The sequence below is a fragment of the Klebsiella sp. SYXHC3 genome, from assembly GCF_057196925.1.
Window position 1 is genome coordinate 105779 of record NZ_JBXUNG010000008.1, and the last position, 19910, is coordinate 125688.

At 54.1% G+C, this 19910-nt stretch carries 15 protein-coding genes; 8 read left to right on the forward strand and 7 right to left on the reverse strand.

Annotated elements, in window-relative coordinates:
- Positions 1-349 precede the first annotated feature (349 nt).
- From pdhR to AC2CGP_RS18825, 5 genes are all read left to right on the forward strand, one after another.
- A complete protein-coding gene (gene pdhR, locus AC2CGP_RS18805; protein ID WP_015368223.1) occupies positions 350-1129 on the forward strand; it encodes a pyruvate dehydrogenase complex transcriptional repressor PdhR in 780 nt (259 codons plus the stop codon).
- A gap of 140 nt (positions 1130-1269) precedes the next feature.
- Entirely contained in the window at positions 1270-3933 is a 2664-nt protein-coding gene (aceE, locus tag AC2CGP_RS18810; protein WP_045359070.1) for a pyruvate dehydrogenase (acetyl-transferring), homodimeric type, read from the forward strand.
- A gap of 14 nt (positions 3934-3947) precedes the next feature.
- Complete coding sequence (gene aceF / locus AC2CGP_RS18815; RefSeq protein ID WP_015368221.1) at positions 3948-5837, forward strand: pyruvate dehydrogenase complex dihydrolipoyllysine-residue acetyltransferase; 1890 nt, start codon at positions 3948-3950, stop codon at positions 5835-5837.
- 206 nt (positions 5838-6043) lie between these two features.
- Positions 6044-7468 (forward strand): dihydrolipoyl dehydrogenase, encoded by a 1425-nt coding sequence (lpdA, locus tag AC2CGP_RS18820; protein WP_015368220.1) that lies wholly within the window; start codon positions 6044-6046, stop codon positions 7466-7468.
- A gap of 164 nt (positions 7469-7632) precedes the next feature.
- The gene (locus tag AC2CGP_RS18825) at positions 7633-7917 is read left to right on the forward strand and encodes a hypothetical protein (RefSeq protein WP_015704416.1); all 285 of its coding nucleotides are present in this window, start codon (positions 7633-7635) and stop codon (positions 7915-7917) included.
- 43 nt (positions 7918-7960) lie between these two features.
- On the opposite strand, the gene AC2CGP_RS18830 is transcribed toward AC2CGP_RS18825, so the two are convergent.
- Both AC2CGP_RS18830 and AC2CGP_RS18835 read right to left on the reverse strand, forming a co-directional pair.
- Positions 7961-8767: a DUF2950 family protein gene (locus tag AC2CGP_RS18830; protein ID WP_045359065.1), complete on the reverse strand. Its 807-nt coding sequence runs from the start codon at positions 8765-8767 to the stop codon at positions 7961-7963.
- A gap of 10 nt (positions 8768-8777) precedes the next feature.
- A complete protein-coding gene (locus tag AC2CGP_RS18835; protein ID WP_045359063.1) occupies positions 8778-10418 on the reverse strand; it encodes a DUF3300 domain-containing protein in 1641 nt (546 codons plus the stop codon).
- Positions 10419-10773: 355 nt separating this feature from the next.
- On the opposite strand from AC2CGP_RS18835, the gene acnB reads away from it, so the two are divergent.
- A complete protein-coding gene (acnB, locus tag AC2CGP_RS18840; protein ID WP_015704419.1) occupies positions 10774-13371 on the forward strand; it encodes a bifunctional aconitate hydratase 2/2-methylisocitrate dehydratase in 2598 nt (865 codons plus the stop codon).
- Positions 13372-13557: 186 nt separating this feature from the next.
- A complete protein-coding gene (gene yacL / locus AC2CGP_RS18845; RefSeq protein ID WP_171830424.1) occupies positions 13558-13920 on the forward strand; it encodes a protein YacL in 363 nt (120 codons plus the stop codon).
- Between the two features lie 74 nt (positions 13921-13994).
- Here yacL and speD read toward each other — a convergent pair whose 3' ends face one another.
- The 5 genes from speD to AC2CGP_RS18870 form a co-directional block, all read right to left on the reverse strand.
- Entirely contained in the window at positions 13995-14789 is a 795-nt protein-coding gene (speD, locus tag AC2CGP_RS18850) for an adenosylmethionine decarboxylase (RefSeq protein ID WP_015368213.1), read from the reverse strand.
- 24 nt (positions 14790-14813) lie between these two features.
- Positions 14814-15674, reverse strand: a complete 861-nt coding sequence (speE, locus tag AC2CGP_RS18855; protein ID WP_045359059.1) for a polyamine aminopropyltransferase — start codon at positions 15672-15674, stop codon at positions 14814-14816.
- Positions 15675-15795: 121 nt separating this feature from the next.
- Positions 15796-17076, reverse strand: a complete 1281-nt coding sequence (locus AC2CGP_RS18860) for an FKBP-type peptidyl-prolyl cis-trans isomerase N-terminal domain-containing protein (RefSeq protein ID WP_045359057.1) — start codon at positions 17074-17076, stop codon at positions 15796-15798.
- 8 nt (positions 17077-17084) lie between these two features.
- Complete coding sequence (locus AC2CGP_RS18865; RefSeq protein WP_045359055.1) at positions 17085-17498, reverse strand: hypothetical protein; 414 nt, start codon at positions 17496-17498, stop codon at positions 17085-17087.
- Between the two features lie 264 nt (positions 17499-17762).
- Complete coding sequence (locus AC2CGP_RS18870) at positions 17763-18110, reverse strand: YacC family pilotin-like protein (RefSeq protein ID WP_015704423.1); 348 nt, start codon at positions 18108-18110, stop codon at positions 17763-17765.
- Between the two features lie 145 nt (positions 18111-18255).
- On the opposite strand from AC2CGP_RS18870, the gene cueO reads away from it, so the two are divergent.
- Positions 18256-19851 (forward strand): multicopper oxidase CueO, encoded by a 1596-nt coding sequence (gene cueO / locus AC2CGP_RS18875; RefSeq protein WP_032716038.1) that lies wholly within the window; start codon positions 18256-18258, stop codon positions 19849-19851.
- Positions 19852-19910: the final 59 nt, after the last annotated feature.

Sequence of the window (19910 nt, forward strand, 5' to 3'; positions counted from 1 at the left end):
AAAAAGACACCGTTTGTCATTTTTTCTTACCACCGCCACCGCTACTCTTTATTGGTTATCTATTCACTTTATTGGTTTATAAATGCACTTTTTCGCTTCTTGAATCGGTTCAGAAAGCGTAATTTTTCGTTTATATAAAGTTAATGCTACCCCTTGCTGGGTAAATGTAAGTTTTGTGCAAGGTTACATTTCTGAAACGTTATTTCTGTAAGGTTGTTAAAAAAGGCCAGGTTTACTGATTTCAATCAAAACCTGTATGGACAGGAGGTGAATACTTTGTTACTTTAGCGCTACGAACTTTAAATTGGTAAGACCAATTGACTCCGGGCGAATGGCAGAGACAGGGAATATGGCCTACAGCAAGATCCGCCAACCAAAACTTTCTGATGTGATAGAGCAGCAGCTGGAGTTTCTGATTCTTGAGGGGACGTTGCGCCCCGGTGAAAAACTCCCGCCTGAACGCGAACTGGCAAAACAGTTCGACGTTTCCCGTCCCTCGCTCCGTGAGGCGATTCAACGCCTCGAAGCCAAGGGCCTGTTGCTTCGTCGCCAGGGCGGTGGAACCTTTGTACAAAGCAGCCTGTGGCAGAGCTTTAGCGACCCGTTGGTCGAGCTCCTGTCCGACCACCCTGAATCCCAATTCGATTTGCTGGAAACCCGTCACGCGCTGGAAGGCATCGCGGCTTATTACGCGGCGCTGCGCAGCAATGATGAAGATCGCGACCGTATTCGCGAGCTGCATCAAGCCATTGAGCGGGCCCAACAGTCCGGCGATCTCGACGCCGAATCCGGCGCTGTCGTCCAGTACCAAATCGCCGTCACCGAAGCGGCGCACAATGTGGTGTTGCTCCATCTGCTAAGGTGTATGGAGCCGATGCTGGCACAAAACGTTCGTCAGAACTTTGAATTGCTGTATGCCCGCCGGGAAATGCTCCCGTTGGTCAGCAACCATCGTACTCGCATTTTCGAGGCGATAATGGCCGGGGAGCCGGAGCAGGCGCGTGAGGCGTCGCACCGTCACCTGGCGTTCATTGAGGAAATTTTGCTGGATCGTAGCCGTGAACAGAGTCGTAGAGAACGTTCACTGCGTCGTTTACAGCAACGAAAGGACGAGAACTCCGGTTCTTAAGCGCCATTTTTTAGAGCGCGGCAACTAAACGCAGAACCTGTCTTATTGAATTCTTGGTTGTTCATCAGAGTGAAACGCTAAAGAGTTCAATGGGACAGGTTCCAGTTAAATCAACGATTAGATAGATAAGGAATACCCCCATGTCAGAACGTTTCCAGAATGACGTGGATCCGATCGAAACTCGCGACTGGCAACAGGCGATCGAATCGGTCATCCGTGAAGAAGGTGTTGAGCGTGCTCAGTATCTGATCGACCAGCTTCTTTCTGAGGCCCGCAAAGGCGGCGTGAAAGTAGCGGCCGGTGCGGCAGCGCATAATTACGTCAACACTATTGCCGTTGAAGATGAACCGGAATACCCGGGCAATCTGGAGCTGGAACGCCGTATTCGTTCAGCGATCCGTTGGAACGCCATCATGACCGTTCTGCGCGCATCGAAGAAAGATCTGGAGCTGGGTGGCCACATGGCATCCTACCAGTCTTCCGCTACCTTCTACGAAGTCTGCTTCAACCACTTCTTCCGTGCGCGCACTGAGAAAGACGGCGGCGATCTGGTTTACTTCCAGGGCCACATCTCTCCGGGCGTATATGCACGTGCCTTCCTGGAAGGTCGTCTGACTGAAGAGCAGATGAACAACTTCCGTCAGGAAGTTCACGGTAATGGTCTGTCCTCTTATCCGCACCCGAAACTGATGCCGGAATTCTGGCAGTTCCCGACCGTATCAATGGGTCTGGGGCCGTTGGGCGCAATCTATCAGGCTAAATTCCTGAAATATCTGGAACACCGTGGTCTGAAAGACACCTCTGCGCAAACCGTTTACGCCTTCCTGGGCGATGGCGAGATGGATGAGCCGGAATCTAAAGGCGCTATCACCATCGCGACCCGTGAAAAACTGGATAACCTGGTCTTCGTCATCAACTGCAACCTGCAGCGTCTGGACGGCCCGGTCACCGGTAACGGTAAAATCATTAACGAACTGGAAGGCATCTTCGGTGGTGCTGGCTGGAACGTTATCAAGGTTATCTGGGGCGGTCGTTGGGATGAGCTGCTGCGTAAAGACACCAGCGGTAAGCTGATTCAGCTGATGAACGAAACCGTTGACGGCGACTACCAGACCTTCAAATCCAAAGACGGCGCCTACGTTCGTGAGCACTTCTTCGGTAAATATCCGGAAACCGCCGCGCTGGTTGCCGACTGGACTGACGAGCAGATCTGGGCCCTGAACCGTGGCGGTCACGATCCGAAGAAAGTCTACGCTGCACTGAAAAAAGCGCAGGAAACCAAAGGCCAGCCGACCGTGATTCTGGCGCATACCATTAAAGGTTATGGTATGGGCGACACCGCGGAAGGTAAAAACATCGCGCACCAGGTTAAGAAAATGAACATGGACGGCGTTCGCTACGTCCGCGATCGTTTCAACGTGCCGGTGGCTGATGCCGATATCGAAAAACTGCCGTACGTGACCTTCCCGGAAGGTTCCGAAGAGCACACTTACCTGCACGCTCAACGTGAAAAGCTGAACGGCTACCTGCCGACTCGTCAGCCGAAATTCACTGAGAAACTGGAGTTGCCGACTCTGGCCGACTTCAGCGCGCTGCTGGAAGAGCAAAACAAAGAAATCTCTACCACTATCGCTTTCGTTCGTGCCCTGAACGTGATGCTGAAGAACAAGTCGATCAAAGATCGTCTGGTGCCGATCATCGCCGATGAAGCGCGTACTTTCGGTATGGAAGGTCTGTTCCGTCAGATCGGTATCTACAGCCCGAACGGCCAGCAGTACACCCCGCAGGACCGTGAGCAGGTTGCATACTACAAAGAAGACGAGAAAGGCCAGATTCTGCAGGAAGGTATTAACGAGCTGGGCGCAGGCGCATCCTGGCTGGCTGCTGCGACCTCCTACAGCACCAACGACCTGCCGATGATTCCGTTCTACATCTACTACTCGATGTTCGGCTTCCAGCGTATCGGCGATCTGTGCTGGGCGGCTGGCGATCAGCAGGCTCGCGGCTTCCTGATTGGCGGTACTTCCGGTCGTACTACGCTGAACGGCGAAGGTCTGCAGCACGAAGATGGTCACAGCCACATTCAGTCGCTGACTATCCCGAACTGTATCTCCTACGACCCGTCTTACGCGTACGAAGTCGCTGTCATCATGCATGACGGTCTGGTACGTATGTACGGCGAAGCGCAAGAGAACGTTTACTACTACATCACTACACTGAACGAAAACTACCACATGCCGGCCATGCCGGAAGGCGCCGAGGAAGGTATCCGTAAAGGTATCTACAAACTCGAAACCCTCGAAGGTAGCAAAGGTAAAGTTCAGCTGCTGGGCTCCGGTTCTATCCTGCGTCACGTTCGTGAAGCAGCGCAGATCCTGGCGAAAGATTACGGCGTAGGTTCTGACGTGTATAGCGTCACCTCCTTCACCGAACTGGCGCGTGATGGCCAGGATTGCGAACGCTGGAACATGCTGCACCCGCTGGAAACTCCGCGCATACCGTACATCGCTCAGGTGATGAACGACGCTCCGGCTGTAGCATCCACTGACTATATGAAACTGTTCGCCGAGCAGGTTCGTACTTACGTACCGGCTGATGATTACCGCGTACTGGGTACCGATGGCTTCGGTCGTTCCGACAGCCGTGAAAACCTGCGTCACCACTTCGAAGTCGATGCTTCCTACGTGGTCGTTGCGGCGCTGGGCGAACTGGCTAAACGTGGTGAAATCGATAAGAAAGTTGTGGCTGACGCCATTGCTAAATTCGACATCGATGCAGAAAAAGTTAACCCGCGTCTGGCGTAAGAGGTAAGAGAATAATGGCTATCGAAATCAAAGTACCGGACATCGGGGCTGATGAAGTTGAAATCACCGAGATCCTGGTCAAAGTTGGCGACAAAGTTGAAGCTGAACAGTCGCTGATCACCGTAGAAGGCGACAAGGCCTCTATGGAAGTTCCGTCTCCGCAGGCTGGCGTCGTGAAAGAGATTAAAGTCTCCGTCGGCGACAAAACCGAGACTGGCAAACTGATCATGATTTTCGATTCCGCCGAGGGTGCAGCAGCCGCTGCACCTGCGCAGGAAGAGAAAGCGGCTGCTCCGGCACCGGCACCGGCAGCAGCGCCGGCGGCAAGCGCAGCGAAAGAAGTTCACGTACCGGATATCGGCGGCGATGAAGTTGAAGTCACCGAGATCATGGTTAAAGTGGGCGACACCATCGCTGCTGAGCAATCCCTGATCACCGTCGAAGGCGACAAAGCTTCTATGGAAGTTCCGGCGCCGTTCGCGGGTACCGTTAAAGAGATCAAAATCAACACTGGCGACAAAGTGTCCACCGGCTCCCTGATCATGATCTTCGAAGTGGCGGGCGCTGCGCCTGCAGCCGCTCCGGCACAGGCTGCCGCTCCGGCTGCCGCGGCACCGGCTGGCGTGAAAGACGTTAACGTACCGGATATCGGCGGCGACGAAGTTGAAGTTACCGAAGTGATGGTAAAAGTCGGCGATAAAGTGGCTGCTGAGCAGTCACTGATCACCGTCGAAGGCGACAAAGCTTCTATGGAAGTTCCGGCGCCGTTTGCGGGTACCGTTAAAGAGATCAAAATCAGCACCGGCGACAAAGTATCCACCGGCTCTCTGATCATGGTCTTCGAAGTGGAAGGCGCCGCGCCTGCTGCTGCTCCGGCTCAGGCCGCGGCACCGGCACCGGCTGCTGCACCTGCACCGGCTCAGAAAGCTGCCGCGCCGGCTGCGAAAGCAGAAGGTAAAACCGAATTCGCTGAAAACGAAGCTTACGTTCACGCGACTCCGCTGATTCGTCGCCTGGCGCGCGAGTTCGGCGTAAACCTGGCGAAAGTGAAAGGGACCGGCCGTAAAGGTCGTATCCTGCGCGAAGACGTTCAGGCTTACGTGAAAGAAGCGGTTAAACGCGCTGAATCCGCACCGGCTGCTGCCGCAGGCGGCGGTCTGCCGGGCATGCTGCCATGGCCGAAAGTTGACTTCAGCAAGTTTGGCGAAATCGAAGAAGTGGAACTGGGTCGTATCCAGAAAATCTCTGGTGCGAACCTGAGCCGTAACTGGGTGATGATCCCGCACGTTACGCACTTCGACAAAACCGATATCACCGATCTGGAAGCGTTCCGTAAGCAGCAGAATGCCGAAGCTGAGAAGCGCAAACTGGACGTGAAATTCACCCCAGTGGTCTTCATCATGAAAGCCGTTGCCGCTGCGCTTGAGCAGATGCCGCGCTTCAACAGCTCGCTGTCCGAAGACGGTCAGCGCCTGACGCTGAAGAAATACATCAACATCGGTGTGGCGGTTGATACTCCGAACGGTCTGGTGGTTCCGGTCTTTAAAGACGTGAACAAGAAGAGCATCACCGAGCTGTCTCGCGAGCTGACCACCATCTCGAAGAAAGCGCGCGATGGCAAGCTGACTGCTGGCGAAATGCAGGGCGGTTGCTTCACCATCTCCAGCATCGGCGGCCTGGGTACTACCCACTTCGCGCCGATTGTTAACGCGCCGGAAGTGGCCATCCTGGGCGTGTCTAAGTCCGCGATGGAGCCGGTATGGAATGGTAAAGAGTTCGTTCCGCGTCTGATGCTGCCGATCTCTCTGTCCTTCGACCACCGCGTCATCGACGGTGCTGATGGTGCCCGCTTCATTACCATCATTAACAACACCTTGAGCGACATTCGCCGCCTGGTGATGTAAGCGAAAAAGCCGGCCTGACGGCCGGCTTTTTTCTGATAACCTCAGGCTGTTGAGGATTATCAGCAACAAAGGACAAAATCGTTTGCCGTTTGTTGTTTAAAAATTGTTAACAATTTTGTAAAATACACGCGGATAGAACGTCCCGGTGGACTTGGGCGTAATAATAAAAGCGTCAGACCCGCCGGATATAAATTACAGAGGTCATGATGAGTACTGAAATCAAAACTCAGGTCGTGGTACTTGGGGCAGGCCCTGCAGGCTACTCTGCAGCCTTCCGTTGCGCTGATTTAGGTCTGGAAACCGTCATCGTAGAACGTTACAGCTCTCTGGGTGGTGTTTGCCTGAACGTGGGTTGTATCCCTTCTAAAGCACTGCTTCACGTTGCTAAAGTTATCGAAGAAGCGAAAGCGCTGGCCGAACACGGCATCGTTTTCGGCGAACCGAAAACCGACATTGACAAGATCCGCACCTGGAAAGAAAAAGTTATCACTCAGCTGACCGGTGGTCTGGCTGGCATGGCCAAAGGTCGTAAAGTGAAGGTGGTTAACGGTCTGGGTAAATTCACCGGCGCTAACACCCTGGAAGTTGAAGGCGAAAACGGCAAAACCGTGATTAACTTCGACAACGCGATCATCGCGGCGGGCTCCCGTCCGATTCAACTGCCGTTTATCCCGCATGAAGATCCGCGCGTTTGGGATTCCACCGACGCTCTGGAACTGAAATCTGTACCGAAACGCATGCTGGTTATGGGCGGCGGTATCATCGGTCTGGAAATGGGTACCGTATACCATGCGCTGGGTTCAGAGATTGACGTGGTTGAAATGTTCGACCAGGTTATCCCGGCTGCCGACAAAGACGTGGTTAAAGTTTTCACCAAGCGTATCAGCAAGAAATTCAACCTGATGCTGGAAACCAAAGTGACTGCCGTTGAAGCAAAAGAAGACGGTATTTACGTTTCCATGGAAGGCAAAAAAGCCCCGGCGGAAGCGCAGCGTTACGACGCGGTGCTGGTAGCTATCGGCCGCGTGCCGAACGGTAAAAACCTCGACGCAGGCAAAGCCGGCGTGGAAGTTGACGATCGCGGCTTCATTCGCGTTGACAAACAAATGCGCACTAACGTGCCGCACATCTTTGCTATCGGCGATATCGTCGGTCAGCCGATGCTGGCGCACAAAGGCGTACACGAAGGTCACGTTGCCGCAGAAGTTATCTCCGGCCTGAAACACTACTTCGATCCGAAAGTGATCCCGTCCATCGCCTACACCGAGCCAGAAGTGGCATGGGTTGGCCTGACTGAGAAAGAAGCGAAAGAGAAAGGCATCAGCTACGAAACCGCCACCTTCCCGTGGGCTGCTTCCGGCCGTGCTATCGCTTCCGACTGCGCAGACGGTATGACCAAACTGATCTTCGACAAAGAGACCCACCGTGTTATCGGCGGCGCGATTGTCGGCACCAACGGCGGCGAGCTGCTGGGTGAAATAGGTCTGGCTATCGAAATGGGCTGCGACGCTGAAGACATCGCGCTGACTATCCACGCTCACCCGACTCTGCATGAGTCCGTTGGCCTGGCGGCAGAAGTCTTCGAAGGTAGCATTACCGACCTGCCAAACGCGAAAGCGAAGAAAAAGTAACTTTTTCTTTCAGCTAAAATGCATAAGCGGCTCTCAGAGCCGCTTTTTTTATCGCTAATGTTTAGAACTATGTCCCTGTTCACAAACCGCTACACCTCATACATACTTTGAAAATAGTAACTCAGTAAACTAATAGGTAGTTAATTATATGTCTGAGGTGTGAGATGAAACGCTTATTGACCACGGCGCTGTTAGCCACGATGTTCGTATCCGGTATGGCCTGCGCGGCTGATGCAACCATTCCATGGGCGGCGAACAGCGGCGGTACCGAAAGTACCCATATTGCGGCGATGGGCCAGGATCTGAATGCGCAGCATCAGTTGGTGACGAAGACGAATGAAGGGGTGTGGGCGGCGAATTCCGGGAGCATCAGCTCGGATGAAGCGGCGCTGACCAGTCAGAAACCTGCTTTTGCCGGTTATCCGGAGCTGATGCCGCACCAGGGCTAAGCATAAGAGAGTGCCCGGTTGCTATCGCGCAACCGGGCATTTTTTATTGATTGATCGGCTGCCATCCCGCTGCTGAATCGGGGGCAAAATGCGTAATTGCCTGCGCTTTCGTCGCGCTCTCTTCGCCCAGGTTCGCCTGCCAGACTCGATCATTCTGATCGATCATGAAGCTCATCACCCCGGTTTCTCCCCATTCCACCGGCCAGGCCAGTAAGGCGACGCCTTGGTTATCGTTATCGGCGATAATGCGGAAGCGGTAGCCATGATAACCGGCGCCGGGCTCCGTCGGGCTAAAGGCCGGCCCCAGCGGGCTGGGCGTTTCGCCCGGTGAGGTTGGCCAGTACAGGCCATCTTTTTTGCCTTCGCTGCTGATGATTTTTTGCGCCCAGCGATGATTCATTTGATAGTAATCCTGCTGGGCATCAACGTAGGCGTGCATGGCGGCAATTGCCGACAATTCATTGCGGCCGATGGCGCGTGTGAGAATTTCATCTTCTCCGGCCGCCATATCAAAACGCCAACCCTGTTCATCTTTGACAATGGGAATCGGCAACCGCCACGCTTCACTACCGACATCAAGCCAGGCGCTATTACCCTGCTGGACAATGACGTGTTTCACCTGCCAGTCGCGCTGAAAGCGGTCGACGGCATTGGGATCAATACCATCGGTGGGTAAAAACTGCTGCCAGTTATCGCCGAGCAGATTATTGAGCGCGGCTTTATCACGATGATTGAGCGCATCGGCCAGCGCGCTTGCGGCTTTCTCCGGCGTGGGGAACGGTTGCTGGGCGAAGGCGGCGAGCGGCGACAGCATTAGCGTTAATAGGGCGATCTGTAATGGTTTTCTCATCTGCTCATCCTCAGCGACGACGCAATTCATGATGTTCGGAAAGACGCTCTCTGGCGGCGCCGCGCTGTTCGCTGCTCAAGCCAGAAATATTACGGCTTTGCAGCCCGCGCGCCTGCTGTGATTGCCAGGAGGGGGAGCGACTTTCGTTGCCGCTTAAGGCATTGGCGCGTACTGTGCTCACCGCTTGCTGACGTTGGGCCGGCGTCGCGGAGTGAATCTGCTGACGGCGCTGTTGTTGCTGAGGCGTTGGATTCTGCACGTGGCTCTTCACGGCCTCGCGATGCTGTTGCTGCTGTGGCGTTGGGTGTTGCAGCTGCGTTTTCGCCGCTTCGCGACGCTGCTGTTTGGCAGGCGTCGGCGTGCTGTCGTAGCCACGGTAGCTGCTGCGCTGGGTGGCCTGCTTCAATTGCTGAGAGGCTGCCTGACGCTGCGCATCGCGCGAGGCGCTAGTGGCCGCCAGTTTGCCTGCGCTGGCGGCAGGGGCGTTGGGATGCTGGAGCTGCGTCATCGCCGCTTGCCGTTGAGCATTGCGATCGACCGGCGCATGCTGGGTTGCGCTGAGTCCGCCGGGCACATTGGTCTGATGATAGCGCTGGGCGACATTATTATTCGGATAAGGCACGTTGCCGCGATAGGCGGGGTTGTGCTGCCAGTTAACATGGTTACCCGGCAGATTCTGCCCGGTAATGCGGTTGAAATTATTCACATTAATATTGATGTTATCGCCATTGTGCTGGTAACCGCCGTGATGGTAATCGTCATCATGATGATGGTAATCATCGTCATCATCCCAGTCGATGCTGCTGAAGAGCGCCCAGGTGGTGGCGACGCCAAGGCTGTAACCAAAACCTTTGACGAAGCTATCGGTGAACTGCTCTCCTGGAGGTGGCGGCAGATAGACCGGGGGATAGGCGCTATTCGGCCAACTGCCGTAGACGGTCGAAGGGTTATAGCTTGGAACGTATACCACCTGCGGATTGGTCGGTTCAATTTTGATGATCTGCGAAGGCGCTGGCGATGGCGTTGAGGTTGTCGAGGTTGATACCGTGCTGCTATTCGATGACCTCGAAGAGGCCGGCGCGGCGGCCGTGACGGTCACCTTTTGTTGCGGTGTGGATTTTAATGTTCCGGTTTGTTGGGCAATAGCGCGCAGGCGCTGTACGGAATCCATCACGTCGTGCGGCTGGGCTAAAAATGCATCGCCAAGGTTTTCTACCCACGGCGGGTTTTCGCCCATCATTGCCAGCAGGGCGGGAAAAGCGACGAGGGATTTGACGCTCGGATCCCACGGCTGGTTGGCAACGGCCTGCACGGCCGCGTCGCCTTTCATCGACGGGTTATCCTGCGACCACTGCACCGCCTGCATGACGTTGTCCGGATAGGTGGAGGCCATCAGTACCTGCGAGAGTAAACTGTCCGGGTAGAGCGCGATTGGCGCGACCCATTGGTCGATTTGCGCCTGGGTATAGGTGGCGGCGACAGGTTGCGCTGGCGCAGTCGCTGGTGCTGACGTTGGCACAGGCTGCGCCGTCACCGGCGCTTCAGCGATAGTCTCTGGGGTACGGCTTTTAACATATAGCGTTCCCGCCGCCGCGAGTAAGCCGGCGCTGCAGAGCAGGGCGATAATATGGGGTTTGAACGGTAGTGACATGGAAGCTCCTGACACAGAAATGTTACCCATCTCGCTCAAGTATCGGCGAAAACGGTACGTTACGGGAGTATATGAAGACGATATTGTTTTTTTTGATTTTTGTTGGGATCCTGACATTAAATCTGTAACAGAAATAAATTTATCTACCAGCATTTGAACAGAAAGCCTGCAATATCCTGCCCTTAACGATTCAGCTAAATTTTAATGTTGCTTTTTTGTAAACAGATTAACACCCTTCAAAAATCCTGCTATGCTGCCCTCGCGGTATCGGGCATTTACCCTACAAACTGCTGTCTCACAGGAGCGTGAAGAAAATCGCCTACCGCATTTTACAATGAGAGCGAGGAGAACCGTCGTGCTAGAAGAATACCGTAAGCACGTAGCTGAGCGTGCCGCCATGGGGATTGTTGCCAAACCCTTAGACGCAACCCAAATGGCCGCGCTGGTAGAACTGCTGAAAAACCCGCCAGCGGGTGAAGATGAATTCCTGTTAGATCTGCTTACCAACCGTGTACCGCCGGGCGTCGATGAAGCCGCCTATGTTAAAGCCGGATTCCTTGCCGCTATCGCTAAAGGCGAAGCGACCTCCCCACTGGTTACCCCTGAAAAAGCCGTTGAACTGCTGGGCACCATGCAGGGCGGTTACAATATTCATCCCCTGATTGAAGCGCTGGAAGATGCCAAACTGGCGCCGATTGCGGCGAAAGCGCTGTCCCATACCCTGCTGATGTTCGATAACTTCTATGACGTAGAAGAGAAAGCCAAAGCGGGTAATGAATACGCTAAACAGGTTATGCAATCCTGGGCTGACGCCGAGTGGTTCCTGAACCGTCCGCAACTGGCGGAAAAAATTACCGTTACCGTCTTCAAAGTTACCGGCGAAACCAATACTGATGACTTGTCTCCGGCGCCTGATGCCTGGTCCCGTCCGGATATCCCACTGCACGCTCTGGCGATGCTGAAAAACGCTCGTGAAGGTATTGAGCCGGATCAGCCGGGCGCAGTCGGTCCGATTAAACAAATTGAAGCGCTGCAGCAGAAAGGCTTCCCGCTGGCCTACGTTGGCGACGTTGTCGGTACCGGTTCTTCGCGTAAATCCGCCACCAACTCGGTGCTGTGGTTCATGGGCGACGATATCCCGAACGTACCGAACAAGCGCGGCGGCGGCCTGTGCCTGGGCGGCAAAATTGCGCCTATCTTCTTCAATACCATGGAAGATGCGGGAGCGCTGCCTATTGAAGTGGACGTGAGCAACCTGAACATGGGCGACGTCATTGACGTTTACCCGTTCAAAGGCGAAGTGCGTAACCACGAAACCAACGAGCTGTTGGCAAGCTTCGAACTGAAAACCGATGTACTGATCGACGAAGTGCGCGCCGGTGGCCGTATTCCGCTGATCATTGGTCGCGGCCTGACGACCAAAGCGCGCGAAGCGCTGGGTCTGCCGCATAGCGACGTCTTCCGTCATGCGAAAGATGTGGCGGAAAGCAACCGCGGCTTCTCTCTGGCGCAGAAAATGGTTGGCCGCGCCTGCGGCGTTGCCGGTATCCGTCCGGGCGCTTATTGCGAGCCGAAAATGACCTCCGTCGGTTCTCAGGACACCACCGGTCCAATGACCCGCGATGAGCTGAAAGACCTGGCGTGCCTGGGCTTCTCCGCTGACCTGGTGATGCAGTCCTTCTGTCACACTGCAGCCTATCCGAAGCCGGTTGACGTCACCACGCACCACACTCTGCCGGACTTCATCATGAACCGCGGCGGTGTTTCACTGCGTCCGGGCGATGGCGTTATCCACTCCTGGCTGAACCGTATGCTGCTGCCTGATACCGTAGGTACCGGCGGCGACTCCCATACCCGTTTCCCGATTGGTATCTCCTTCCCGGCGGGCTCAGGTCTGGTGGCCTTCGCCGCCGCGACCGGCGTGATGCCGCTGGATATGCCGGAATCAGTACTGGTGCGCTTCAAAGGTAAAATGCAGCCGGGCATTACCCTGCGCGACCTGGTTCACGCCATCCCGCTGTATGCTATCAAGCAGGGCCTGCTGACCGTTGAGAAGAAAGGGAAGAAAAACATCTTCTCTGGCCGCATCCTTGAAATCGAAGGTCTGCCGGATCTGAAAGTCGAGCAGGCATTTGAACTGACCGATGCTTCTGCCGAGCGTTCTGCTGCTGGTTGTACCATTAAGCTGAACAAAGAGCCGATCGTCGAGTATCTGAACTCCAACATCGTCCTGCTGAAGTGGATGATCGCGGAAGGTTACGGCGATCGTCGTACGCTGGAGCGCCGTATCCAGGGCATGGAAAAATGGCTGGCGGATCCGCAGCTGCTGGAAGCCGACGCTGATGCGGAATACGCGGCAGTGATCGACATCGATCTGGCGGATATCAAAGAGCCAATCCTGTGCGCACCGAACGATCCGGACGATGCGCGTCTGCTGTCAGATGTGCAGGGCGAGAAGATCGACGAAGTGTTTATCGGTTCCTGCATGACCAACATTGGCCACTTCCGTGCTGCCGGTAAACTGCTGGACAGCCACAAAGGCCAACTGCCGACTCGCCTGTGGGTGGCGCCGCCAACCCGTATGGATGCCGCGCAGTTGACAGAAGAAGGCTACTACAGCGTGTTTGGTAAGAGCGGCGCGCGTATCGAAATCCCTGGCTGTTCCCTGTGTATGGGCAACCAGGCGCGCGTGGCTGACGGCGCGACGGTCGTGTCGACCTCTACCCGTAACTTCCCGAACCGTTTAGGTACCGGCGCCAACGTCTATCTGGCCTCTGCCGAACTGGCGGCGGTCGCTTCTCTGCTGGGCAAACTGCCGACGCCGGAAGAGTATCAGACCTTCGTCGCTCAGGTTGATAAGACGGCGGAAGATACCTATCGCTACCTGAACTTTAACCAGCTGGATCAGTACACTGAAAAAGCTGACGGCGTGATCTTCCAGACCGCCGTGTAATCCGTTCGGTCAGCCCGGCTGACCGTTTGGCTACAAACTCTCCAATGCCCGCTGAACATTGCATCAGCGGGCATTTTTATTTTTAAACCTCCCACCCGTTGCGCTTTTTTTCTTCCTGTCTGCTGCGATAATTAGGTTATGGGTACAGTGCAGCGGTGACGCATTGCCCTTGCAGAGGAAAAGATTATGGATTACGAATTTCTGCGCGATATTACCGGTGTGGTAAAGGTGCGAATGTCGATGGACCACGAGGCGATTGGTCACTGGTTCAACGAAGAGGTGAAAGATAACCTGGCCCTTCTGGATGAAGTGGAACAGGCAGCGCGCACCGTGAAAGGCAGTGAACGTTCCTGGCAGCGGGCCGGCCATGAATATACGTTGTGGCTGGATGGCGAAGAAGTGATGATCCGCGCCAACCAACTGGAATTTTCCGGCGATGAAATGGAAGAGGGGATGAATTACTACGACGAAGAGAGCTTCTCTCTTTGCGGCGTGGAAGATTTCCTGCAGGTGGTTGCCGCATACCGTGAATTTATGCAGCAGCGTTAATCATTCGTTCGGTGCCGGGCGGCGCGGAACCCCGTAGGCCCGGCAAGCAAAAGCGCCGCCGGGCATTTCAGTCATTACACCGCAGGGATATTGCGGGCGTAATAAATTTCCCGCATCTCTTTCCACAGCAGGTCGGTAATCACCTTGCGCTCTTGTTCGCTTAACTCTTCCGGTTTGGTGTGGAACATGTAGTGTTTCAGATCGAACTCTTTCAGCATCATTTTGGTATGGAACATATTTTCCTGATAGACGTTCACGTCCACCATGTCATAGAGCGACTTCATATCTTCTGACATGAAGTTCTGAATAGAGTTGATTTCATGATCGATAAAATGCTTCATACCGTTGATATCACGGGTGAAACCACGCACGCGATAATCAATGGTTACGATATCGGATTCCAGCTGGTGAATCAGGTAGTTCAACGCCTTCAGCGGTGAAATCACTCCACAGGTGGAGACTTCAATATCGGCGCGGAAGGTGCACAGACCGCCTTCCGGATGGCTTTCCGGATAGGTATGCACGCAGATGTGGCTTTTATCGAGATGTGCGACCACGGTCTCAGGCAGCGGGCCCGGATGCTCGCTCTGATCGATAAGCTGCGGATCGATAGGCTCTTCGCTAACCAAAATGGTGACGCTTGCGCCCTGCGGTTCATAATCCTGGCGTGCGATGTTGAGTATGTTGGCGCCAATGATTGAACAGGTCTCGGAGAGGATTTCCGTCAGGCGGTTGGCATTATAGAGTTCATCGATATAGGCGATATAGCCATCGCGCTCTTCGGCGGTTTTAGCGTAGCAGATATCGTAAATACAAAAACTCAGGCTTTTAGTCAGGTTGTTGAAGCCGTGCAGCTTAAGCTTTTTCAATTTGGTTCACCTCCTCGTTTCAGGTTAGCTGGCGGTCAGCGCATCCAGCAAGTATTGCGGTAGCGCGAAAGCCGCGGTATGAATTGCCGGGTTGTAATAACGGCATTTCAGCCCGGCGCTATGGAAGCGGGCCTGAATAATTTCCGTCGACAAATGACGCAGGGCTTCATTATCGGTCGCCCAGGCAAAGGTCATGATGCCGCCATAGTAGGTCGGGATCGCCGCCTGGTAGAAGCTGACATCGGTGAAATAGTGGCTGAGTTTGCGATGGCTGCCTACCGCTTCATCCTGCTGCAGGAAGCTTACGCCGTTCTGGGCAACGAAAATTCCGCCGGGGTTCAGGCAACGTTTACAGCCAGCATAAAACGCCGAGGTAAACAGGCTCTCACCGGGGCCGATCGGGTCAGTACAGTCGGAGATAATGACATCAAAAGTTTGTGACGTTTGGTTGACGAAGTTCACGCCGTCATCAATCACCAGCGTAAAGCGCGGGTCGTCATAGGCGCCGGCGTTATGGTTTGGGAGGTACTGGCGGCAGAACGATACCACTCCGGCGTCGATTTCCACCATGGTAATGGTTTCGATATGTTGGTGGCGGGAGACTTCACGCAGCATCGCGCCATCGCCGCCGCCGATGATCAGCACGTGCTTTGCGTGACCATGGGCCAGCAGCGGAACGTGGGTCATCATTTCATGGTAAATAAACTCATCGTGCTCGGTGGTTTGCACCACGCCATCAAGCGCCATCACGCGGCCAAATGCCGCATTTTCGAAGATGATTAAATCCTGATGATCGGTCTTCTCATGGTACAGCACGTTATCAACGGTAAAATATTGACCAAAATGGTCGTGCAGCGTCTCATGCCACTGATTACTCTCGGCCATGGCTTACTCCTCCTTTGTTAACTTCTGTGGTGCCCACAAAGCGGGCACCCCATCATAGCCAACTATAGATAGAGATTGATATGGCGAATAGTGAACCTTCTACTGTTTGGCTGAACTCTCGCTAGCGTGAGGTTTTCGGCGCAGGTGTTTTGGGTTGTTGATCGCTGTTGGGCCTGACGTCAACAATTCGCACGGTATACACCATCGTCGCGCCCGGCGGAATTTTTCCAGGGATCCCTTTGCTGCCGTAGGCGCGCTCCGATGGAACCACGATAGTGATGGCGCCATGGTTATTCAGGCGTTTAAGCGGTTCACGGAAGGTCACGGGATACTGACTTAGCGCCTGTGACCAGACCTTATCTTCGGCTTCCATATCGTTTATCACGGTACCGTCGATCAAGCTTTCTTTGATAACGACGGTGACGATATCGTTATCATCAATTTCACCTTTGCCGGGGTAGTCAATGCGGCTATAGATCCCGCCTTTGAGTAGAACGCCTTTCTGCGCGGCAAATTGCTGCTGATACTCTTTACCTTCGCGGAGGGTTTGCTGCTCAATTTTATCAATGTTTTTGTATAACCGCTGCGACACGTCGAAAAGCGCCTTATTGCGCGCTTGTTCATCCAGCGCCAGCTTACCGGCAAAAACATCGTTAATGCCCTTAATAACGGTCTCCTGTTGCAGATTTAACCCTTTCGCTGCCTGGCTGGACAGCGTTTTAAGCGCATCTTGCCCTATTGATACACCGACGGAGTATGCCTGCTGCTGTGGGGCATTACTGAGGTTTAGCGCGGGTGATTTGGTTGCCGCGGTGGTGGTTTTTACTGCGGCGAGTTCGGCGCTCAGCTTCTGCTTCTCCGCTATTGCCGCAGCCAGCTTATCGCTCAGGGCCTGCTTGTCTGTCTCCAGCGCGTTGAGCTTTACCGTTTGCGCCTGCAGAGCGGCGGCAGAGTGTTTGAGATTATCTGCGCCCTCGGTTTTTTCCTGCTGGAAGGTGCGGGCTTGCTGAACAAGCCGCTTGTTTTCCGTATCCAGCGCGGTTATCCGGCCCTGAAGCTGTGCGATGGTTTTATTCAACGCTGAATTATCTACCGGCGCTGGCGTGACGGCGGGAGATTGTGATTTTAGCTGTGCCTGCAGCTGGCGGATGGTCTTATCTTTGTCGGCAATGAGACTTTTTTGCGCGGCCAGTTTTTTTTGCAGCGCTGCCGTGTTGTTGTCGCGGGCCCTGACGGGTTTACTGGCCTCCGGCGCCGGAGGTATTTCTTTCTTCTCTTTTTTCTCCTGCTGCTGGACATAGTTGAGAAACGCAGGCGCGCCGTCATCCGCTTGCGCATGACCAATAAAAAGGGACGCCAGCAAAAGGAAGGCCAGCGTCATTATATTAAGGCGAATTATCATAGCGCCTGTCACTTCACCGCATTATCGCCGCGCATGACCAGACTATCGATCAGCGACTTTTCAATATCGGCGCAAAGCTTGATGGATTTAAATTGATACATGGAATCGATGCCCTGACGGGTGGGATCGGCGACTTTCGTACGCACTGAATTATATTGCGACGCCGCACCTATCAGCGCGGTGAATTCACTACCCAGTCTTGAGGCTTCTTTCGGATTAACCTCTTTTAACGAATCTAAAGCCTGGCGACAGGCATTAAGCCGCTCCTGTTCAGCGGCCAGCCGCAGCTTTTCATTCTGTTGCGCATCGGTGGCGATGGCGATTGGTGGCGTTATGGATGTGTTAGCCTGACGATGTGCCTGGCAGCCAGCTAGCATGATAAACGCGAACGGAAGTAAGCGAAAAAAAGGTGAGATATTCAAAATGTCATTCCATTGCAATAAGAGAGGTTACTGGCGATTTTAATTCGCTTGATGGCCTTTGCAATAAATGACGAGTTGAATTGTTTGCTCTTGAATGTGATTTTTACTGATAAATTAAGCTAACGGTTAATTAATAAAACTAAATAGTATCAGGGGGCGTCAAATATAAATACTGGTTAATGAATTCATATTTCGTCAATGTTGGTGGAGAGGGGGAGGCGTGAATACACAGATGCAGCCGCATCGCCGCGGCTGCAGATAGGCTTACTTCACATAGGCCAGCAGGCTGAGGGAGTCTCGGGCCAGAGCTTTGCATTTTTTGGCTGTTGGGATTTTGATACCGCTGAGATCGCGATAGCTGTCCTCACCTAATGCTTTCATATTAAAGCTGTCGTAGTTGCTGAGGTCCCATTGGTTTTGCTGGGCAAAAAAGACCAACGCGCGGCGAATTTGCGTATTTGGCAAATTTTGATAGCCGCAATCGTTTTTCAGGAATACAAATACCGCCGTTAAATCAGCCATATCTTCCGCTTCGGATTCACTTAATGCATAGCTATTGGCGGAGAGGGCGAGCAGGCTGCCAAACAGCATTGTTCTGAAAAACGTCTTCATTTTTTCTACCATTGAAACACGGACAATCAAAGTTAGCATACTTCTTTACACCACGCAGAGCTTTATTCACAAGCTTCTGCTTGACCTTCCCGTTGCGGGAGGGTTTAAGCTTAAATATTCACCAGCAGAATAAAAGGATGTGAAAATGCAACGTCGTGAGTTTATCAAATTAAGCGCCGCGCTTGGCGCGGTCAGCGCCTTACCGCTCTGGAGCCGTTCGGTATTCGCTGCTGGCCGTCCGGCTTTGCCGGTCCCGGATTTATTGACCGCCGACGCGCGCAATCGCATTACGCTGACGATTCAAGCCGGAAAGACGCAGTTTGGCCCGCATCTTGCGACGACCTGGGGTTATAACGGCAACCTCCTCGGGCCTGCGTTGAAGCTGAAGCAAGGTGAAGCGGTGACGGTAGATATTCATAACCGCCTGGCGGAGGAGACCACGGTCCACTGGCATGGGCTGGAAGTGCCTGGCGAAGTCGATGGCGGCCCGCAGGGCGTCATCGCCGCAGGAGCCTCAAGGACGGTGAGTTTTACGCCGACGCAGCGAGCGGCGACCTGCTGGTTCCATCCCCATCAGCATGGTAAAACCGGCCGTCAGGTCGCGATGGGGCTGGCGGGTTTGGTGCTGATTGAAGATGTCGAGAGCGGGCAATTACTGCTGCCGAAGCAGTGGGGAATTGATGATATTCCGGTGATCGTGCAGGACAAAAGATTCAATGCCAATGGAGAAATAGATTATCAGCTCGATATCATGAGCGCCGCCGTTGGCTGGTTTGGCGATACCCTGTTGACTAACGGCGCGCTGTATCCCGAACACGCTCCACCGCGCGGTTGGCTGCGCCTGCGTCTGCTTAATGGTTGTAATGCCCGCTCGCTGAATTTCGCTACCAGCGATCGCCGCCCAATGTATGTAGTAGCAAGCGACGGCGGCCTGTTGGCGGAACCGGTCAAAGTGAGCGAACTGCCGGTACTGATGGGTGAGCGCTTTGAGGTATTGATTGATACCCGCGACGGAAAGGCATTTGATCTCCTGACGCTGCCGGTGAGCCAGATGGGGATGGCGATTGCGCCATTTGATAAGCCGCAGCCGGTGCTCCGTATACAGCCGCTATTGATCCCGGCATCCGGTAAGCTACCCGATACTTTGGCGGCGATGCCCGCGCTGCCGTCACTGGAGGGACTGACGCAGCGCACGCTGCAGCTGTCGATGGATCCGATGCTCGATATGATGGGAATGCAGGCGCTGATGAAGAAATATGGCGACCAGGCGATGTCCGGTATGAACCATGGGATGATGATGGATCATGGCGACATGGGCAATATGAATCACGGTCAGATGAAGAATATGAACCATGGTGGCGGAATGGGACATGGCGCTTCATCTGATAAGGGCTTCGATTTCCATAACGCCAACCGTATCAACGGTAAAGCCTTTGATATGAATGTGCCGATGTTCGCCGCGGCCAGGGGGCAGTACGAGCGCTGGCTGATCTCCGGCAAGGGCGACATGATGCTGCATCCTTTCCATATTCATGGCACGCAATTCCGCATTCTGAGTGAAAATGGCCAGGCGCCAGCGGCGCATCGTCGCGGCTGGAAGGATACGGTAAGAGTGGAGGGCGGGGTGAGTGAAGTGCTGGTGAAGTTCGATCATCAGGCGCCCAGGGAGTTTGCTTATATGGCGCACTGTCATCTACTGGAACATGAAGACACCGGGATGATGTTGGGGTTCACCGTTTAGGAGTGTGCGGCCTGCCGCCCTCTCCCATAGGGGAGGGGGCAAACAAAAAAACGGCAACT

Coding starts and splice junctions, on each gene's coding strand:
- lpdA (WP_015368220.1), top strand. CDS start 6,044: ATGAGTACTGAAATCAAAACTCAGGTCGTGGTACTTGGGGCAGGCCCT.
- speE (WP_045359059.1), bottom strand. CDS start 15,674: ATGGCCGAGAGTAATCAGTGGCATGAGACGCTGCACGACCATTTTGGT.
- cueO (WP_032716038.1), top strand. CDS start 18,256: ATGCAACGTCGTGAGTTTATCAAATTAAGCGCCGCGCTTGGCGCGGTC.
- aceE (WP_045359070.1), top strand. CDS start 1,270: ATGTCAGAACGTTTCCAGAATGACGTGGATCCGATCGAAACTCGCGAC.
- AC2CGP_RS18870 (WP_015704423.1), bottom strand. CDS start 18,110: ATGAAGACGTTTTTCAGAACAATGCTGTTTGGCAGCCTGCTCGCCCTC.
- pdhR (WP_015368223.1), top strand. CDS start 350: ATGGCCTACAGCAAGATCCGCCAACCAAAACTTTCTGATGTGATAGAG.
- aceF (WP_015368221.1), top strand. CDS start 3,948: ATGGCTATCGAAATCAAAGTACCGGACATCGGGGCTGATGAAGTTGAA.
- AC2CGP_RS18830 (WP_045359065.1), bottom strand. CDS start 8,767: ATGAGAAAACCATTACAGATCGCCCTATTAACGCTAATGCTGTCGCCG.
- AC2CGP_RS18835 (WP_045359063.1), bottom strand. CDS start 10,418: ATGTCACTACCGTTCAAACCCCATATTATCGCCCTGCTCTGCAGCGCC.
- AC2CGP_RS18825 (WP_015704416.1), top strand. CDS start 7,633: ATGAAACGCTTATTGACCACGGCGCTGTTAGCCACGATGTTCGTATCC.
- yacL (WP_171830424.1), top strand. CDS start 13,558: ATGGATTACGAATTTCTGCGCGATATTACCGGTGTGGTAAAGGTGCGA.
- AC2CGP_RS18860 (WP_045359057.1), bottom strand. CDS start 17,076: ATGATAATTCGCCTTAATATAATGACGCTGGCCTTCCTTTTGCTGGCG.